The organism is Arthrobacter halodurans (assembly GCF_041877255.1).
In the GTDB taxonomy this organism is placed as follows: Bacteria; Actinomycetota; Actinomycetes; order Actinomycetales; family Micrococcaceae; genus Arthrobacter_N; species Arthrobacter_N halodurans.
Map to the genome: position 1 here is coordinate 115,450 of NZ_JBHDLJ010000010.1, position 15,972 is coordinate 131,421.

General features: G+C 71.2%; 18 protein-coding genes and 1 pseudogene. 8 read left to right on the forward strand and 11 right to left on the reverse strand.

The window, feature by feature from the left end:
- Positions 1-8: 8 nt before the first annotated feature.
- Entirely contained in the window at positions 9-1,823 is a 1,815-nt protein-coding gene (gene glsA / locus ACETWP_RS12615; protein WP_373972603.1) for a glutaminase A, read from the reverse strand.
- A 273-nt stretch (positions 1,824-2,096) separates the two neighbouring features.
- A complete protein-coding gene (locus tag ACETWP_RS12620) occupies positions 2,097-2,402 on the reverse strand; it encodes a hypothetical protein (RefSeq protein ID WP_373972604.1) in 306 nt (101 codons plus the stop codon).
- Between the two features lie 71 nt (positions 2,403-2,473).
- On the opposite strand from ACETWP_RS12620, the gene ACETWP_RS12625 reads away from it, so the two are divergent.
- On the forward strand, positions 2,474-3,880 hold the full coding sequence (locus tag ACETWP_RS12625) for a sugar porter family MFS transporter (RefSeq protein ID WP_373972605.1): 1,407 nt from the start codon (positions 2,474-2,476) through the stop codon (positions 3,878-3,880).
- 8 nt (positions 3,881-3,888) lie between these two features.
- Here ACETWP_RS12625 and ACETWP_RS12630 read toward each other — a convergent pair whose 3' ends face one another.
- Positions 3,889-4,710 carry an SGNH/GDSL hydrolase family protein gene (locus ACETWP_RS12630; protein ID WP_373972606.1) on the reverse strand — a complete coding sequence of 274 codons (822 nt, stop codon included), beginning with the start codon at positions 4,708-4,710 and terminating at the stop codon, positions 3,889-3,891.
- 170 nt (positions 4,711-4,880) lie between these two features.
- On the opposite strand from ACETWP_RS12630, the gene ACETWP_RS12635 reads away from it, so the two are divergent.
- Entirely contained in the window at positions 4,881-5,585 is a 705-nt protein-coding gene (locus ACETWP_RS12635) for an NADPH-dependent F420 reductase (protein ID WP_373972607.1), read from the forward strand.
- Here ACETWP_RS12635 and ACETWP_RS12640 read toward each other — a convergent pair.
- The 3 genes from ACETWP_RS12640 to ACETWP_RS12650 all read right to left on the reverse strand — a co-directional run bounded on the left by ACETWP_RS12640 (position 5,582) and on the right by ACETWP_RS12650 (position 7,427).
- Positions 5,582-6,220 carry a thioredoxin-like domain-containing protein gene (locus ACETWP_RS12640; protein WP_373972608.1) on the reverse strand — a complete coding sequence of 213 codons (639 nt, stop codon included), beginning with the start codon at positions 6,218-6,220 and terminating at the stop codon, positions 5,582-5,584. The two genes, ACETWP_RS12635 and ACETWP_RS12640, sit on opposite strands and share 4 nt — an antisense overlap.
- Positions 6,221-6,282: 62 nt before the next feature.
- Positions 6,283-7,005, reverse strand: a complete 723-nt coding sequence (locus ACETWP_RS12645) for a DUF305 domain-containing protein (protein WP_373972609.1) — start codon at positions 7,003-7,005, stop codon at positions 6,283-6,285.
- A 71-nt stretch (positions 7,006-7,076) separates the two neighbouring features.
- On the reverse strand, positions 7,077-7,427 hold the full coding sequence (locus ACETWP_RS12650) for a hypothetical protein (RefSeq protein ID WP_373972610.1): 351 nt from the start codon (positions 7,425-7,427) through the stop codon (positions 7,077-7,079).
- A gap of 158 nt (positions 7,428-7,585) precedes the next feature.
- Here ACETWP_RS12650 and ACETWP_RS12655 point away from each other — a divergent pair, with 158 nt between their 5' ends.
- The 3 genes from ACETWP_RS12655 (at position 7,586) to ACETWP_RS12665 (ending at position 10,660) form a co-directional block, all read left to right on the forward strand.
- Positions 7,586-8,353 (forward strand): M50 family metallopeptidase, encoded by a 768-nt coding sequence (locus ACETWP_RS12655; protein ID WP_373972611.1) that lies wholly within the window; start codon positions 7,586-7,588, stop codon positions 8,351-8,353.
- Between the two features lie 71 nt (positions 8,354-8,424).
- Positions 8,425-9,960, forward strand: coding sequence for a TIGR01777 family oxidoreductase (locus tag ACETWP_RS12660; RefSeq protein WP_373972612.1), 1,536 nt, complete (start codon positions 8,425-8,427; stop codon positions 9,958-9,960).
- A gap of 145 nt (positions 9,961-10,105) precedes the next feature.
- The gene (locus tag ACETWP_RS12665) at positions 10,106-10,660 is read left to right on the forward strand and encodes a DJ-1/PfpI/YhbO family deglycase/protease (protein WP_373972613.1); all 555 of its coding nucleotides are present in this window, start codon (positions 10,106-10,108) and stop codon (positions 10,658-10,660) included.
- 45 nt (positions 10,661-10,705) lie between these two features.
- Here the strand turns inward: ACETWP_RS12665 and ACETWP_RS12670 are convergent, their stop codons facing one another.
- Complete coding sequence (locus ACETWP_RS12670) at positions 10,706-11,914, reverse strand: YihY/virulence factor BrkB family protein (RefSeq protein ID WP_373972614.1); 1,209 nt, start codon at positions 11,912-11,914, stop codon at positions 10,706-10,708.
- A 177-nt stretch (positions 11,915-12,091) separates the two neighbouring features.
- Between ACETWP_RS12670 and ACETWP_RS12675 the strand changes: the two genes are divergently transcribed.
- Positions 12,092-12,304, forward strand: coding sequence for a DUF6480 family protein (locus tag ACETWP_RS12675; protein ID WP_373972615.1), 213 nt, complete (start codon positions 12,092-12,094; stop codon positions 12,302-12,304).
- A gap of 18 nt (positions 12,305-12,322) precedes the next feature.
- On the opposite strand, the gene ACETWP_RS12680 is transcribed toward ACETWP_RS12675, so the two are convergent.
- From ACETWP_RS12680 to ACETWP_RS12690, 3 genes are read right to left on the reverse strand one after another with little or no spacing between them, the layout of a single operon-like run.
- Positions 12,323-12,736: a VOC family protein gene (locus ACETWP_RS12680; RefSeq protein ID WP_373972616.1), complete on the reverse strand. Its 414-nt coding sequence runs from the start codon at positions 12,734-12,736 to the stop codon at positions 12,323-12,325.
- 26 nt (positions 12,737-12,762) lie between these two features.
- Positions 12,763-13,245 carry an SRPBCC family protein gene (locus tag ACETWP_RS12685; RefSeq protein ID WP_373972617.1) on the reverse strand — a complete coding sequence of 161 codons (483 nt, stop codon included), beginning with the start codon at positions 13,243-13,245 and terminating at the stop codon, positions 12,763-12,765.
- Between the two features lie 15 nt (positions 13,246-13,260).
- Entirely contained in the window at positions 13,261-13,620 is a 360-nt protein-coding gene (locus tag ACETWP_RS12690; RefSeq protein ID WP_373972618.1) for an ArsR/SmtB family transcription factor, read from the reverse strand.
- A 251-nt stretch (positions 13,621-13,871) separates the two neighbouring features.
- Between ACETWP_RS12690 and ACETWP_RS12695 the strand changes: the two genes are divergently transcribed.
- A complete protein-coding gene (locus ACETWP_RS12695) occupies positions 13,872-14,216 on the forward strand; it encodes a nuclear transport factor 2 family protein (RefSeq protein WP_373972619.1) in 345 nt (114 codons plus the stop codon).
- 335 nt (positions 14,217-14,551) lie between these two features.
- Complete coding sequence (locus tag ACETWP_RS12700; RefSeq protein ID WP_373972620.1) at positions 14,552-15,268, forward strand: transglycosylase family protein; 717 nt, start codon at positions 14,552-14,554, stop codon at positions 15,266-15,268.
- Positions 15,269-15,596: 328 nt separating this feature from the next.
- Here ACETWP_RS12700 and ACETWP_RS12705 read toward each other — a convergent pair.
- Positions 15,597-15,972: pseudogene (locus tag ACETWP_RS12705) on the reverse strand (hypothetical protein); the annotation flags it as partial.

Below are 15,972 nucleotides of genomic sequence, written 5' to 3' on the forward strand. Positions count from 1 at the left end.
CCTACCGATCAGTCCCGGACGCGGACGGCCGCCTCCTTCAGGTTCTGCTCCACGCGGGTGTACGCGTCGCGGGCCACGGCCTTCCAGAAGTCCAGCGCCAACTCGGGCCGTTCCCCCTCGAGACGGTGGATCGCCTCCGAGGACAGCACCTTGAGCCGGACGCGGCCCTGCGCCGTGACCCGGATCGTCTGCCCGGCCGTGGCGCCGAGGGCAATCTCGCCGAAGGTCATCCCGGCGCCGAGCGTGGCGTGCCGGTACCGCTGTCCATTGTGGATGCTGCTCGTGGCCACCTTGCCCGAGAGGATCAGGTAGATGCCCCCGAACTTCTGGCCGACGCGCCGGATGATCTCGCCGTCCTCGATCGTGCGTTCCTCCATCGCCTCCTCGAGCGCCGCGATCTCCTCGGGGTCCAGCGGCGCGAGCGCGGGGAAGTCGGGCACGGCGACCGAGTCCGGGACCAGTCCCGGGTCCCCGTGCCGGGCGATGATCCATTCCTCGGCCCACTCCACGGCGTCGTTCCGGGTGGAGAACAGCGGGACCTCCTCGCCCGCGTCCTCCCCGAAGACGGCGTCGGCGATCGTGCCGTCGACCTCGATGAGCGCGAGCCGCCGGCGGTCGGCCGCCAGCCCGTCGCGGAGGTCGCAGAGCATGCGCAGCGCCACCTGGCTCACCTCGTCGACGCGGCGGACGTCCAGGATGACCAGTTCGACGTCGTCCGGCAGCGTCGAGACCGCGCGGACCATGGATTCGGCGCCGGCGAACAGCAGGTCGCCGTTGAGCTCCACCACGCGCGCCCGGTGGCCCTGGGAGACGAGGACGTCGACCGCCTCCTCGTTGCGGCGCACTCCGGAGGGGGAGTCGGTGATGTCGTAGGTGTCGCGGATGGCCGACTTGCCCATGCGCGCGGCCCGGACGAAGTGCAGCTCCATGTCCTCGGCCATGCGCTGGGAGGCGGCGATGCCGCGCACCGACGTGCCGTGGCTGTCCAGCGGCGGGGAGTACACGGCCAGCCCGACCTGGCCGGGCAGGACGGCGATCAGGCCGCCGCCCACGCCGGACTTCGCGGGCATGCCCACGGCGCTGGTCCAGGCCCCGGCGTCGTCGTACATGCCGCAGGTCGTCATCACGGAGAGCACGCGCTGCACGGCCTCGATGCCCAGCGCCTGCTTGCCGGTGATCGGGTGCGTCCCGCCGTTGGCGAGCGTGGCGGCCATCAGGGCCAGGTCGCGAGCGTTGACCAGGACCGAGCACTGCCGGAAGTAGTCCTCCACCGGAGCCTCGGGATCGGTCTCGATGATCCCGAAGCTGCGCAGCAGGTGGGCCAGGGCGCGGTTGCGGTGCCCGGTCTTGAGTTCCGAGCGGTAGACCTGCTCGCTCACGTGCAGCTGGCGGCCGGCGAAGTCCGAGTACTTGGCGAGTATCCGGGCGAAGCGGTCGCGCCCGCCGGAGCCCTTGATCAGCGACGTCGCGGTGATGGCCCCGGCGTTGATCATGGCGTTCGCCGGCCGCCCGTCCGCGGCGAGGGAGATCTCGTTGAACGCGTCCCCGGAGGGTTCGACGTCGACCTTCCCGTCGACGGCGTCGAGCCCGAGGTCCTCGAGGGCCAGTCCGTAGGTGAACGGCTTGGAGATGGATTGGATGCTGAACTCGGTATCGGCGTCGCCGACCTCGTAGACGAAGCCGTCCACGGTCGCGAGGCAGATCGCGAAGTTCTGGGGGTCGGCGGCGGCCATGGCCGGGATGCCCTGGAACGGGACCCCGTCCGTGACGCGGGAGAGCTCGGTGTGCAGGTGGCGCAGGTAGCTCTCGATGGGGGATCGCATGCGCCCAGCCTATCGACCGCGGGCCGGGACCGCGCCGCGGCAGGGATCGGGAGGGAACCTGACCGGACGCGATGCCCGTCCCCCCAGCGCGGCGGCCGCCCGGTCAGGTTCCCGATGGGAAGCCCAGCCCTCGGAGCGGGTGCCTGCGGGTTCCCCCGTCACGGGCGGCCGCTCCCCACAGCGCCTCCCGTCCGCCGCACACCGCGCCGCTGACTGAACGACTCCAGTACAGCCGCAGGGCCCGACAGTTTGGGACCGGCGCAGCGGTCCGGCTCAGCGCCGCGGGGCGGAGCCGAACAGCAGCGACGCCAGCGCGGTCCCGCCGGCGACCGAGTACACGGCCGGCCAGGCGCCGATCTTCTTGGCCAGCGGGTGCGACGCGCCGAACGCCGCGAGGTAGACACCGGTCAGGGCGGCGGCCCGCGCGGGCCCGACCTCGCGCCGCCACAGGACGAACGCACCGACCCCGGCGGCGGCCAGGACGGCGCCCCCGAGCGGGCGGTTCCCGGTGGCGCGGGCGGTCTTGAAGCCGCCGACGAGGCCGGCGGTGGTGACGATGGGGGCAAGCAGGCGGGACATGGTTCTCCTCGAGGGTTGGCGGGGCTTATAGCCTAAAGCGTGCCCCGGCGCCCCGGCGTAGCATGACGGGCATGAGCGAATCCACAGTCCTGAACACCACATCGAAACGCGTCGTCATGGTCTCGGCGGTGGCGGCCCTCGGCGGCTTCCTCTTCGGCTTCGACAGCGCGGTGATCAACGGGGCCGTGGACGCCATCCGCGACGAGTTCGGCTTGAGCAGCGTGCTCCTGGGCTTCACGGTGTCCTGCGCCCTGCTCGGTGCCATGGTCGGCGCCTGGGTCGCGGGGCCGCTGGCCGACCGGCAGGGACGCATCCGTGCCATGCTGATCGCCGCGGCGCTCTTCACGGTTTCGGCGGTGGGTTCGGGCCTGTGCGTGGGCGTCGTCGACCTCATCATCTGGCGCTTCATCGGCGGGATCGGCGTCGGCATGGCCTCCGTGCTCGCCCCGGCGTACATCGCCGAGGTCTCCCCGGCCCACAGCCGCGGGCGCCTGGGATCGCTGCAGCAACTCGCCATCGTGACCGGCATCTTCGCCGCGCTCCTCAGCGCGGCCCTCATCGCCGCGGCGGCCGGCGGCGCGGGCGAGGTCGCATGGCTGGGCCTCGAGGCGTGGCGCTGGATGTTCCTCACCGAGCTCGCGCCGGCCCTCCTCTACGGGATGCTCGCCCTGCGGCTGCCGGAGTCCCCGCGCTACCTGGTGGCGCAGAACGAATTCGCCAAGGCCGGCAGCGTCCTGAGCGACGTCGTGGGCATCCGCGGCAAGGAGGCCGTCGAGGAGAAGATCGCCGCGATCAAGGCCACCATCAACGTCGAGACCCGGCAGGGACTCCACACCCTGACGGGCGGCCGCGCGTGGCTCCTGCCGATCGTCTGGATCGGCATCCTGCTCTCGGTCTTCCAGCAGTTCGTCGGCATCAACGTGATCTTCTACTACTCCACGAGCCTCTGGAGGTCGGTGGGCTTCACCGAGGCCGACTCGTTCACCGTCACCGTCATCACCTCCGTGACGAACATCGCCGTCACCATCGTCGCCATCGCGCTGGTGGACAAGATCGGCCGCAAGCCGCTGCTGCTCGCGGGCTCGGCCGGCATGACGCTGGCGCTGGGACTCATGGCCGTGTCCTTCAGCCAGGCCACGGGCAGCGGCGAGGACGTCACCCTGCCCCAGCCGTGGGGCATGGTCGCGCTGCTCGCCGCCAACCTCTTCGTGGTGTCCTTCGGCGCCTCGTGGGGCCCGGTGGTGTGGGTGCTGCTCGGCGAGATGTTCAGCAACAAGATGCGCGCGGTGGCCCTGTCCGTCGCGGCGGCCGCCCAGTGGCTGGCCAACTTCGTCATCACCACGACGTTCCCCTGGCTGGCCGACATCGGGCTGGTCCTCGCCTATGGCCTCTACGCCACGTTCGCCCTGCTGTCCCTCTTCTTCGTCTGGAAATTCGTGGAGGAGACCAAGGGCAAGGAACTGGAGGCGATGCGGTAGCGCCGGCCCTAGGATTCCGCCGGGATCCCCGCCGGAACCGCCGGCGCGGAGCGTTCCGGGGCGGGCGTCACGGCCACGGTCCCGCCCGGGCCGGACTCCCCGCCGTCGAACGCCGTCGGCTGGTCGGTCATGCGCGCCAGGATGGCCGAGCCGATCACCCGGGCGCCCTCCAGGGACGGGTGCACGCCGTCGTATGCGAGCCCCGGGGCGTAGCGGCCGGGATCCGAGCCGTCCCGGAGCCCCGCGCCGGCGTCGACCCAGTCCCATCCCTGCTCCAGCACGAACCCCCGCAGCCAGTCGTTGTAGGCCACGGTCTCGGCGGCGAAGTCGTTGCGCGGCGGCACGGAGGAGACCAGCACACGACCGGCGTCCACCGTCTCCACGATGCGCCGCAGGTTCGCGCCGATGTCGGCGAAGGGGACGCGCGCGTAGATGTCGTTGGTCCCGGCAATCAGGACCAGCACGTCTGCCGCGACCGGTTCGATCCCGGCGGCCATCTCCGCGGTCTTCGCCCCGCCGACGGCCCACCCGCCCACGAACACCGCGGAGTCGTCCTGCGCGAAGTTCACCCACGAGCGCTCGCCGACCATCCGGCGCCGGACGTCGCGGGGGTAGGCGTGGTCGGCGGTGATCGAGTCGCCGACGACCGCGAACGCGACGACGTCGGGCCCCGCGGCCAGCGCCACCGCCGGATCCGCCGCGGCGTCGCCCGCGCCACCCCGGACCAGGTCCGGGTGGTTGCCGGTCATCAGGTACGACGCCGCGACCAGCGCGGCCACCGCAACGGCGGCGGCGACGGCGGTCCAGAGACGTGACGGTGCGGTGACCACGGGCGTTCCCTCCTGACGCGACGGTTCCCGTTAAGCGTAGGTAACCGTGGTGGCGGGGAGTGCCCGGGGGCGGTGACGATCGGGTGACGATTCCTTGCCAACCGGGCGCAACGGGGCCAGCATGGCCCGTAGGGGAGCGGACCCCGCCCCCGCTCCGAGAGAGGAAACCCATGCGGTACGCGGTTCTCGGCACCGGAGACGTCGGCCGGACGATTGGCGGCAAGCTCGCCGAACTCGGGCACGACGTCGTCCTGGGCACGCGGGACCCCGGGGCCACGCTCGCCCGGACGCCCGAGGACGGATCGGGTTTCGCCGCCTGGCTGGAGGACAGGGCCGGCGTGCGCCTCGCGGCGTTCGCCGACGCGGCCGCGCACGGGGAGGTCGTCGTCAACGCCACGCGGGGCGGGGCCAGCCTCGCCGCCCTGGACGCCGCGGGTGCCGCAAACCTCCGGGGAAAGATCCTGGTCGACGTGGCCAATCCCCTCGACACGTCGGGTGGCGGGATCCCCGTCCTGGACCCCGTCAACACGGACAGCCTCGGCGAGGCGATCCAGCGGCGCTTCCCGGAGACGCGGGTCGTCAAGACCCTGAACACCATGAACTGCCGGATCATGGTGGATCCCGGCCGGGTGCCCGGGGACCACCATGTCTTCGTGTCCGGGAACGACGACGGCGCGAAGACGGCCGTCCGCGAGCTGCTGTTCAGCTTCGGCTGGCCGGGCGCCGCGGTCATCGACCTCGGGGACATCGGCACCGCGCGGGGTCCCGAGATGGTGCTGCCGCTCTGGATCAGGCTCTGGGGCGCCCTGGGCCACGCCGATTTCAACTTCCACATCCAGGGCGCCCGCGCGGCGGACGGCCGGCCCGCGGACTAGCCGTCGATGCCGCCGGTGCACGCCGCGCCCGGCTCGGGCGTCTGCGGTCCCTGCCGGTATTTCTGGATGAACGTCTCGACGCGCGGATCGGTCGGGGAGTCGACCGCCAGCTGGGAGCCCCAGGCGCTGAGCTTGATGGGCTCCTCCTGCGCCGCGAACGGGCTGAGCAGCAGGTAGGTGCGTTCGCCGACGAGCTCCTCCAGCGCCGCGACGTCTTCGGTCGACGCGTCTTCGCTGTAGCTGATCCACACGGCCCCGTGCTCCAGGGAGTGCACGGCGTGCGTCTCCACGACCTCCTGGTCGTAGACGCCGCAGTTCGCCCACCCGGGGAAGTGGTCCCCGCCCACGCCGGGGCTTTGCGGGTAGCTCACCGGGGCCTCGGTGTGGTTGGAGCTGGCGATCTCAAAGGTCTGCACGCCCTCGATCGGCTGGGCCGCGGCGGCCGCGAGGGCATCGCGCTCCGCGGCCTGGCTGCCGATGACGACGGCGGTGGGCACGGCGATGGCCAACACCGCGGCGGCCGCGACGCCGATGGTGAGGGCCTTGGTGCGCTTCGCCTTCCGCTGCTGCTGGGCGACGACGGCCTGCGCCCGCGCTCGCTGCGACGGGGCGGGGTTCTTGTGGTTGTCCATCATGGTCCGTTCGTGGGTGGGTTGGTCTTGGTGACTGGATGTGGGTGGGTCGGCTCGTCGCCCCATCAACCGAGGCGCTCCAGCATGGCGTCCATGGCGTTGATCTCCGACTCCTGCGCGACGACCATCTTCCGTGCGAGGTCGAGCACGAGCGGGCTCTGGGCCCTGGCGAGCCCCGCCTCCGCCATGGCGACGCCGCCCTGGTGGTGCCGGATCATCAGCCGCAGGTACAGCCGGTCCGCGGCGGTTCCGTTGGCCGCGGACAGCCGCTCGATGTCGGCCGCGGACGCCATGCCCATCGAGGACATGCCGTGGTCCTGGGTCCCGTGCCCCGCGTGGGACGCCGCGTCCTCCGTGACCATGTCCTCCATCCAGGCCATGGCGGGACGGTCGCCCGTCTGGGGAAGACCCCACAGCCGCAGCCAGGCGAACATCTGCCCGGACTGCTGCGCCTGCGTGGTGGCGATGTCGTACGCGATCGACCGCACCGCCTCGTTGTCCGTGCGGTCCCGCACGATCAGCGAGAGCTGCACGGCCTGGTTGTGGTGCGTCTGCATGTCCCGGGCGAAGCCGGCGTCGGCGGACAGTTCGGTCGGGTAGCCGGTCCGCGGGTTCAGCGTGCCGAGCATCCACCCGCCGATGCCGGCCGCGACGACGAGCACGGCCAGGGCGATGGCCAGCGCGCGGAGCGGCCCGCGCGCGGGCGCGGGCGCCGGCGCGGCTAGGGGTTCGGGGATGGTGGATGTCGCTTCCGGCAGGGAACCGGGGTTTTCGGGGTGGTGGGGCACGGTGCCTCCGGGCTCGTGAGGGTGGGCGCCGGTGGATGGCGCGCGGGACCGTCGGTGCTACGGGGAGCGGCCTAGGTGCGGCTGATGGACAGTGCGATCAGGTCCGGCGCCGGATCGTGCGGCACGCCGGACCGCGGCACGGCGCTGGACGCGGTGGGCCCGGGGACGCCCCAGGCGGTGTCGAGATCCGGCCGGGGCGCCGCGCCGGGCGCCGGGGCCGGGAACTCAGAGCGCGGATGGCACGCCGAGACGGGGAAGTCGTCCGGGCAGTGGCGGTCGGACGCCTCGGCCGCGGTTCCGTCAGCCCCGGCCCCGTCAGCCCCGGTTCCGGCCGACACCGCGAGTCCGGCGACGACGATCAGCGGCAGGAGCAGGACGGCCGCCAGCAGCGCCACGAGGCGTGGGCTGGGGCGTGTCCTCAAGTTCTTCCTCCGGTGGCGTGACGTGAAGCCAGGGCGCACCATCCGTGCGGCGTGCCCTGCCTGACCGTCCAAGGCTAACCGCTGGTTGCTGTGAGGCGGCTGAGCACGCGGGTCCCCGGGCAACAATTCCTCACAGGGGCGTGTCATACCCTCGATGGGTGAAGATCTTGAACCAAGCCCCCGCCCAGGGGTCCGACGGCGGCTGGTGGGCCGGATGGTGGGACGCCATGCTCGCCGGTTTCGCCAGCGGCGCACCCCTGCACGCGGAGCCCCTGACCATCGTCCTGATCGTGGCCGCCGCCGTCGCGCTCGCCGTGCCGCGGCTCACGTGGCGGTGGTTCGGCCTCTACGTGACGTTCGTCCACGAGCTCGGCCACGCGCTCGCGGCGATGAGCACGGGACGGATCGTGCGCGGCATCCGCCTCCGCCTGGACCACTCCGGCGAGATGATCAGCCACGGTCGCGGAACGGCCGGCGCGGCGTGGGCGGGCTTCTGGGGCTATCCCGCGCCGGCGGTGGCCGGCACCGCGCTGATCTGGGCCGGGACGTCCGGGTGGGCCGGGGCCGCCCTGTCCGTCGGCGCGCTCCTGCTGCTTGTCGCGCTGCTGTTCATCCGCAACGCCGCCGGCATGCTGGTGGCGATCGCCTGCGCGGCCGTCGCGCAGGCCCTCGTGATCTGGACGCCCCGCGAGGCCGTGGCCTACGTGGTCCTCGCGCTCGGGATCGCGCTCGTCGTCGGATCCGTCAAGGACTGGTTCAAGGTCGCCCGCGTCTACCGGCGCCGCGGTCAGGCGGCCAGCTCCGACGCGCACATCCTGGGCCGCATGACGGGGACGCCCGCGCTGCTGTGGCTGGCAGGCTTCGCCGCCGTCATCGGCGGCTCCGCGTGGGCCTCGTTCGCGTTCCTCGGCGGCGCCGTCGCCTGAGCCGGGCGGCCCGCGGGGTGTCTCCGGTCACATCGCTACCGCGCGCGGCGGGCATCGGCAATAGTGGGGGGATGGCCGTCTTCGAGCACACCACCGTCCTGCCCCACGCCCGCGAGGACGTCTTCGCCTGGTTCTCCCGTCCGGGGGCCCTGCCGCGGCTCAGCCCGCCGTTCTCCGGGAGCGTGCGGCGCGCACCCAGCCGCGGGATCGAGGTCGGTTCGACGGCGGTGCTCGGCATCGGGGCCCCGGGATCCCTGGGCATGGCCGCCGGGGCCGTCGCCGGCGCCGCGGGACAGGCGTTGCACCTTCCCGGCTGGGCGCGGCCCGAACTGCTCTGGCACGCCCGCCACACCCGGCTCGACCCGGGCCGCTCGTTCACCGACGTCATGGAATCCGGTCCGTTGACGCGCTGGGAGCACACCCACACGTTCGACGATGCGACGGCAAGGGATTCCGGGGAACCCGGCGCGCCCGGGACCGTCATGGTGGACCGCATCGAGTTCGAGCTGCCGCTCGCCTCGTCCCTGCGCTGGGACAAGGCCGTCGGCTGGTCCGAGGATCTCTTCACCCGCGAACTGCGGCGGATCTTCGCCTACCGCGAGCGGCAGCTGCGCGGGGACCTGCGCTTCCACGCCCTGCACTCCGGGACGCCGCGCACCATCGCCGTCGCCGGCGCGTCCGGCACCATCGGCACGCAGCTCTGCGCCCTGCTCGCCGGCGGCGGGCACCGCGTGCTGCGGCTGGTCCGCCGTCCCGCCCGGCACGCCGACGAGGTCCGGTGGGACCCCGAGGCCGGGGAGCTGGACCCCGCCGACCTCGCCGCCTGCGACGCCGTCGTCAACCTGGCCGGCGAACCCATCGGCGGCCGCTTCACGCCGCGCACCAAGCAGCGGATCCTCTCCAGCCGGACGTCCGGGACCGCCCTCCTGGCCCGGACGCTCGGCGTGCTCGCCGGCGACGGCCGGCGGCGCACCTTCGTGTGTGCCTCGGGCATCGGCTACTACGGCGCCTCGCCCGAGGCGCGCGGGACCGCGGACGATGGCGGTCCGGGCACCGGTGACTCCGGCACCCGGCCGCTGTCCGAGGACGCCTCCGCCGGGCACGACTTCCTCGCCAATGTCTGCCGCGCCTGGGAGCAGGCATGCGACCCCGCGCGGGAGGCGGGCGTCCGCGTCGTCACCGTGCGGACCGGGCTGGTCCAGACGCCCGCGGGGGGCATCCTCCAGCGACTGCTGCCGATCTACCTCGCCGGCGTCGGCGGTCCGTTGGGCGAGCGCGAGTGGCAGAGCTGGATCGGGATCGACGACATCATCGGGATCCACGCGTTCGCGGCGCTGGAGGATCCCGTCGCCGGCCCCGTCAACGCGGTGGCCCCGGAGCCGGTGACGGCCGGGGAGTACGCCAAGACCCTGGCCCGCGTGGTGCGGCGTCCGGCCGCCGTCCGCGTCCCCGAGTTCGGGCCGCGCCTGCTCCTCGGCGAGCAGGGTGCGCGCGAACTCGCGCACGCGGACCAGCGGGTCTCCGCGGCGAAGATCGAGTCCCTCGGCTACGAGTTCCGCCACCGTTCGTTGGAGTCGGCGCTGCGGCACGTCCTCGGCCGCTCGTAGAAACGACGGGGAAACCGGCGCGGCAGGCGGGCTTTATTCCCGCGCGGCGCCGCCGTCGTGCCGGGTCCGCGAGGAGCGAACGCCGCTTGCCCCGCGCCGGGCGCGATGACAGCGTAAGGGGACCCGACGGATTCAGGAGAACACCATGGCAGAGATTTCAGGCAAGAAGATCCTTTTCGTTTCCACCAACAGCGGAGTGGAGCAGGACGAACTCATGGTTCCCCTCGAGGAGCTGGGCGCGGCCGGCGCGACCGTGACCGTCGCCGCACAGAAGGCGGGACCGATCAAGACCCTGATCGGCGACGCGGAGCCGGGTGAGGACGTCCAGGCCGAGCGGGCCATGTCGGACATCGACCCCGCCGAGTTCGACCTGCTGGTGGTTCCCGGCGGCACGCTGAACGCGGACTCGCTCCGGCTGGACGAGGACGCGCAGCGCATCGTCAAGGCCTTCGCCTCCTCGGGGCGACCGGTGGCCTCCATCTGCCACGGGCCGTGGCTCCTCATCGAGACCGGCCTCGCCCAGGGCAAGATGCTCACGTCGTACCGCTCGGTGCGCACCGACGCCGTGAACGCTGGCGCGGAGTGGCTGGACAAGGCCGTCGTCCGCTGCGACATGCAGGGCTACACCCTGGTGACCTCGCGCGACCCGGGGGACCTCGACGCGTTCGTCGGCGAGATCAAGGGCGTCCTCGGGGCCTAGTAGTCTCCCCCGGGGGGAGACCCCCCGGGGGAACCCGCCGCCGGTCTATCCGCGCTTCCTGCGCGACACGGCGGCGGCCAGGGCCGCGGCGCCCAGCCCGGCGGCCAGCACGCCCCAGACGATCTTGTCCTCGGTCGGCGTGCGGGTGGGGATGCCGTCGTCGTCCCTGTCCAGGCCGTCCTTGGCGGCGCCGTCCTCGCCGAGGCGCAGCTTGCGCCCCTCGGAAATGTCCTCCTGGAGCGCGTCGCGCTTCTTCACGCTCGCGTCCGTCGCGCGCGGTGGGAGCTGCACGGACTCCTCGGCGGCGATGCCGCCCTGCAGCTGGCGGCCCCGCTCGAGCTCGGCGTCGAACTCGGCGCCCAGGAGCAGCGAGATGTTGCCGATCCAGATCCACAGCAGCAGCACGATCACGCCACCGATGGAGCCGTACGTCTTGTTGTAGTTGCCGAAGTTCGACACATAGAAGAAGAAGCCGACGGTGGCGATCGCCAACACCAGCAGGGCGCCGAAGGCCCCGAGGCTGATCCAGCGGAACTTCGGCTGGCGGACGTTGGGCGTGAAGTAGTAGAGCACCGCGATGGTTGCCACCGCGATCACCACGAGCACGGGCCACTTGGCGATGTCCCACACGGCCACGGTGGTGGGGCCCAGGCCGATCGCGTTGCCGACGGCCTCGGCGACCGGTCCCGAGAGCACAAGGATGGCCACCCCCAGCACGGCCAACAGGACGATGGCCAGCGTGACCAGCAGCATCTGCGGGCGGAGCTTCCAGACCGGACGGCCCTCGTCGACCTCGTAGATCCGGTTCATGGCTCGCCCGAACGCGCCCACGTACCCGGAGGCCGACCACAGCGCGCCGGCGATGCCAACAAAGAACGCGAGCCCGGCCCCGCCCGACGTCGCGAGCTGCTCGATCGGCTGGCGGATGGTGTCGGAGACCCCGCCGGAGGAGAACGATTCGATCGTGTCGATCATGAAGTCCGTGGTCGCCTGGGCCTGCCCGACGATGCCGAGCAGGGAGACCAGCGCCAGCAATCCGGGGAAGAGCGAAAGCACGGCGTAGTACGTCAGCGCCGCGGCGAGGTCGGTGCATTCGTCCCTGCTGAACTCCCGCCCGGCCCGGCCGGCGACGTACTTCCAGGTGGGCTTGTCGATGTCCGGCGGGGTGTCCGGCTTGGCGGCGCTCTCCGGGGCCGGGGCCTTGTCCTTGGAGAGCGCCGTGTCGTGGCTCTCGGCGGTGTCTGTTGAAGCCATGGCTCCTCCTTGCTCGGCGGTCTTGTCCTCCTGACAAGTTACCCGCTCGCGGCGACGCGGCGGACCCGCCAGACTTCCTCCGGCTTTCCGCGTTCCGGTGGGGCGGGGGCCTTGCCCGGCGCCGGGTCTGTCCCTAGGTTGGAGGGGCACCAGCCGTCACCGAGGAAGGGATTGACCATGGGAGACCGGCACAACAGCCAGCACGACGCCGAGGCGCGCCGGGATGCGTCGGACGGGGTTCCGCAAGACCCGGACGCACAGGCGAAGACCTCGAATCCCGATCCGGAGACCCAGAAGATCACGGGGCTGGAACCCGGCGGGGGAGTGCCCCCGGGAGAGACGCCGCCCGCGGAGGGGTCGATGAGCGGGGACCAGGGACACGACGAGTAGGGACGCCTCGGGCTGCGGTTAGCGGTGGTCCCGGGGAATGAGCGGCTTGTCTGCCCTGGCCCGCAGTTGCTGCACGGCCCAGGTGTTGCCGTCCGGATCCGCGAAGTCGAAGAACGTGCCCCCATCGCGCTCGTCCAGGACCATGATCTCGCCCGCCTCGACCCCGCGGGACAGCAATTCCTCGCGGGCGGTGGCCGCGTCCGCCACCACGAGTTGGAGGCCGTGCAGCGACCCGGGTGTCATGGTGTGCGGCGAAGGCACGGATCCGACGACGATCGAGCACCCCGAGCCGCGCGGGGTCAGCTGGGCGAAGTCCATCGTCTCGTTGACGGTGTGGTGGTCCAGCGTGAAGCCGATGCGGTCGCGGTAGAACTCGATGGCCCGCGCGGTGTCACCGACGGGAACGACGACGACCTCCAGGGTCCAGTCCATGGCGTTGTCCTCTCTGTGGCGTGCTGTCAGCGGCCCTGTTGCCCGAGGAGTTCCTCGAGACGGTCGTAGCCGTCCGACATGCCGCCTTCCATGCCGGAGGATGCCATGCCGTCGCGTGCCGCCATGCTGGGGTAGACGCCATGTCCCCGGAGTCGGCTCCGGCCGTTGCCGAGGTCTTCGAAGCTCGCGAACTCGATGCTGACGACGTCCGGATAGCCGTCGTATTCGAAGGTCTGTACGGCGAACTCGTTCTCGCGGACGGTGTGGAAGATTCCGCTGAAGACGTAGGACGCGCCGTCGGGCCCCGTGTGCGAATACCGGAAGCCGCCTCCGGTGTGGAAGTCGTAGTGGTCGATGACGACATTCGTCCCGCGGGGACCGAGCCACTGGGTGATGAGGGAGGGGTCGCCGTGCGCCCGGAAGACGTCCGCGACGGGGAAGTCGAACTCCCGCTCCCAATCGATGAACGGTAGGCCGTCGGGGACGGTGAGTTTCAGTGTGTTGCCCATGCTTTGTCCCTTGGATTAGGGCGGACCCGGTTCTCCGGGTTCTGAATGGAGTTGGTGAAGCACCGCGTCGAGACCTCGGTATTGGGCCTCGCGGACCAGCCGGTAGCGGTCGATCCATGCGGTGAGCGCCTCGAGCCTGGCCGGGTTGAGGTGCACCGGCCGGCGCTGCGCGTCGCGCGAACGGGTGACTAGGTCGGCGTGCTCCAGAACCCGGATATGCCGGGAAACGGCCTGTGTGGAGATGGAGAAGGGTTCCGCCAATTCGTTGACGGTGGCCGGTCCCCGGCTCAGGCGGGCGATGATCCTGCGACGGATGGGATCGGCAAGAGCCAGAAAGGCCCGGTCGAGCGCATCGTCTTCGTCGCTGGACTGCATGTGTATTCAACTTATCTCTTGATCAACCTTGCGGTTGAATAAAAAATACGCCTCCGCCAATGAGTGGTCAAGACTTGCTCACTGATCTTCGCGCGGTCTGGAGCCCGGCCGACCGCGGTGCTATCTTTCGCCCAAGGGTCCGCGTCCGCCGCGTGGCGGAATGCACTTCCCGGGCCGGGCCCGGGCTCGGGGACAGGGCTCCACGAGACGCGGGCGGTCGGGGAGGCATGATGTCAGCGCGGAAGCGGGTCGTGGAGACCTATATCGAGGGATTCAGGCAGGGCGATCACCGCATGATCCTCGGGTGCCTGACGGACGACGTGGTGTGGGTGCTGCATGGGTACAGGGAGTTGCGGGGCAAGGAGGCCTTCGAACGTGAGATCGCTAACCCCGCCTTCGAGGGCCGTCCGTCCTTGACGATCGAGGGCCTCGTGGAGGAGGGCGACTGCGTGGTCGCTTTCGGCCGCGGACGGGCGGCCTTCACTGGGGGTCGGATCTTGGATTTCGTGTTTGCCGACGCCTTCATCTTCGACGGTCCCAGCATCTGTCGTCTCGAGACATACCAAGTCAACGTGGGTGGGGACGGCGAGGGCTGACGAGCCGCGGCATCTTGGTGCCGTCGTATGTCTCACATGCCCCCGCTGCGGGGTCGGCTCCGCGCGTGCCGCCCCGGATCCTTAAGCGGCTGGTCAACGGCGTGTGCCACCCGTGGTGGGGCAGGCGGTCGATTTGACGGGCCCCCCGGTGGCCACGTTACGTTGGATTATCACGTTCCGGTAACGCCCCGAGGGGATCGATCGGAATAAGCGGGCGGCCCGTACCCGATCCTCGTCCACGGGGCCGGCCCGAACCAATGTCGATGTCGACGCCGGACGAGAGTGCAAAGAAGGCCGGGGACGGTCTGAGCGCTGGGTGGCCCCCTGGAGAAATCATGATCCAGCACGCGAACTCGAAGTCCACGAAGAAGTCCCGTTTCACCCGTGCCGGTGTGACCGGCGGCCTCGCAGCACTTGCCCTCGCCGGCGGCGCGGCGGGTCTGGGGGCGGCACCCGCCTCCGCAGCTTCCACGTCCACTTGGGATGCCCTCGCCCAGTGCGAGTCCACCGGGGACTGGTCCATCAACACCGGCAACGGCTATTACGGCGGTCTGCAGTTCAGCATGAGCACCTGGCAGGCCTTCGGCGGCACCGGCAACCCGGCGAACGCCAGCAAGTCCACCCAGATCGCCGTCGCGGAGAAGGTGCTGGCGACGCAGGGTTGGGGCGCTTGGCCGGCATGCTCCGCCAAGCTGGGTCTCTCCGGGACCGAAGGCTCCACGGCTAGCGCTGGTGCAGAGCAGGCCGAGGCGGCTCCGCAGCAGGCCGCACCGAAGCAGGTTGCCCCGCAGGCGGCCCCGAAGCAGGTTGCTCCGCAGGCGGCTCCGAAGCAGGCTGCACCGCAGCAGGCCTCGGGCCACGCACACCAGCTGCCCGTCGACGTTCAGGATTCCGGCGCTGACCACAAGATCGAGACCGGCGACACTCTCGCGAAGATCGCCGAGAAGCACGACATCAACAGCTGGAAGGCCATCTTCGCGCTGAACAAGGATGTTGTTGCCGATCCTCACATGATCTTCGTTGGCGAGAAGCTCGACCTTCCGGCCAAGTAGGCCTTCCCACATCCCTCGAGGGGTGTAGGCCCGGTCGAGAGGGGGACCTCACACGTCTCTCGCTCTCGGCGCCTGTCGCTGACATGACGGCGACACATCATGCTCTCGAGATCAACAAGCGGCGGACCACGCGAACGGTGGTCCGCCGCTTGTTTGCGTCTCAGGAGGTTTGAGAGCGCCCTCGCGAGGGACATCGAGGTTCCGTCGGAAGGCAGCGACCGTGGACGGTTCCCCTGAAAGTAGGGTCTTGGGCGTTCGGCTGCTAGGAGTAGCGCATCCGTCAGAACGGTGGGGCATTGGGCGGTCGGCCCGCCGGTAGCCCGCGCCGTTAGAAGGGTGGTTCCGGTGTGTTCGGGTCGAATCCGGACGGTGTGGTCCATGCGGCCCACGGGTCCGCGCGGGGCGGTACAGCTCCCACGCCCTGCCTGACGCCCTGCCCGGCGCCCTGCCCGGCGCCCTGCCCGGCGCCCTGGCCCTGAACGACGCCGGTGCCGGTGCCGGGGATGCCGGGGCTGGTGGTCGGGGTCGGGACGGGCAGGCGTTTGCGCATCGCCCTGACCCGGGGGCGGCGCGGTGGCGTGGTTGTGCGGGCGGGGCGGGGCCGCGGGAGGCCGGGGTCCCGGGCCGGGGTGTGGTCCAGTCCGGCGAGCTCGGCCATGAGCCAGGGGATGTCGTTCCCGCCGGCGTCCTCGTAGGCCCGCCGG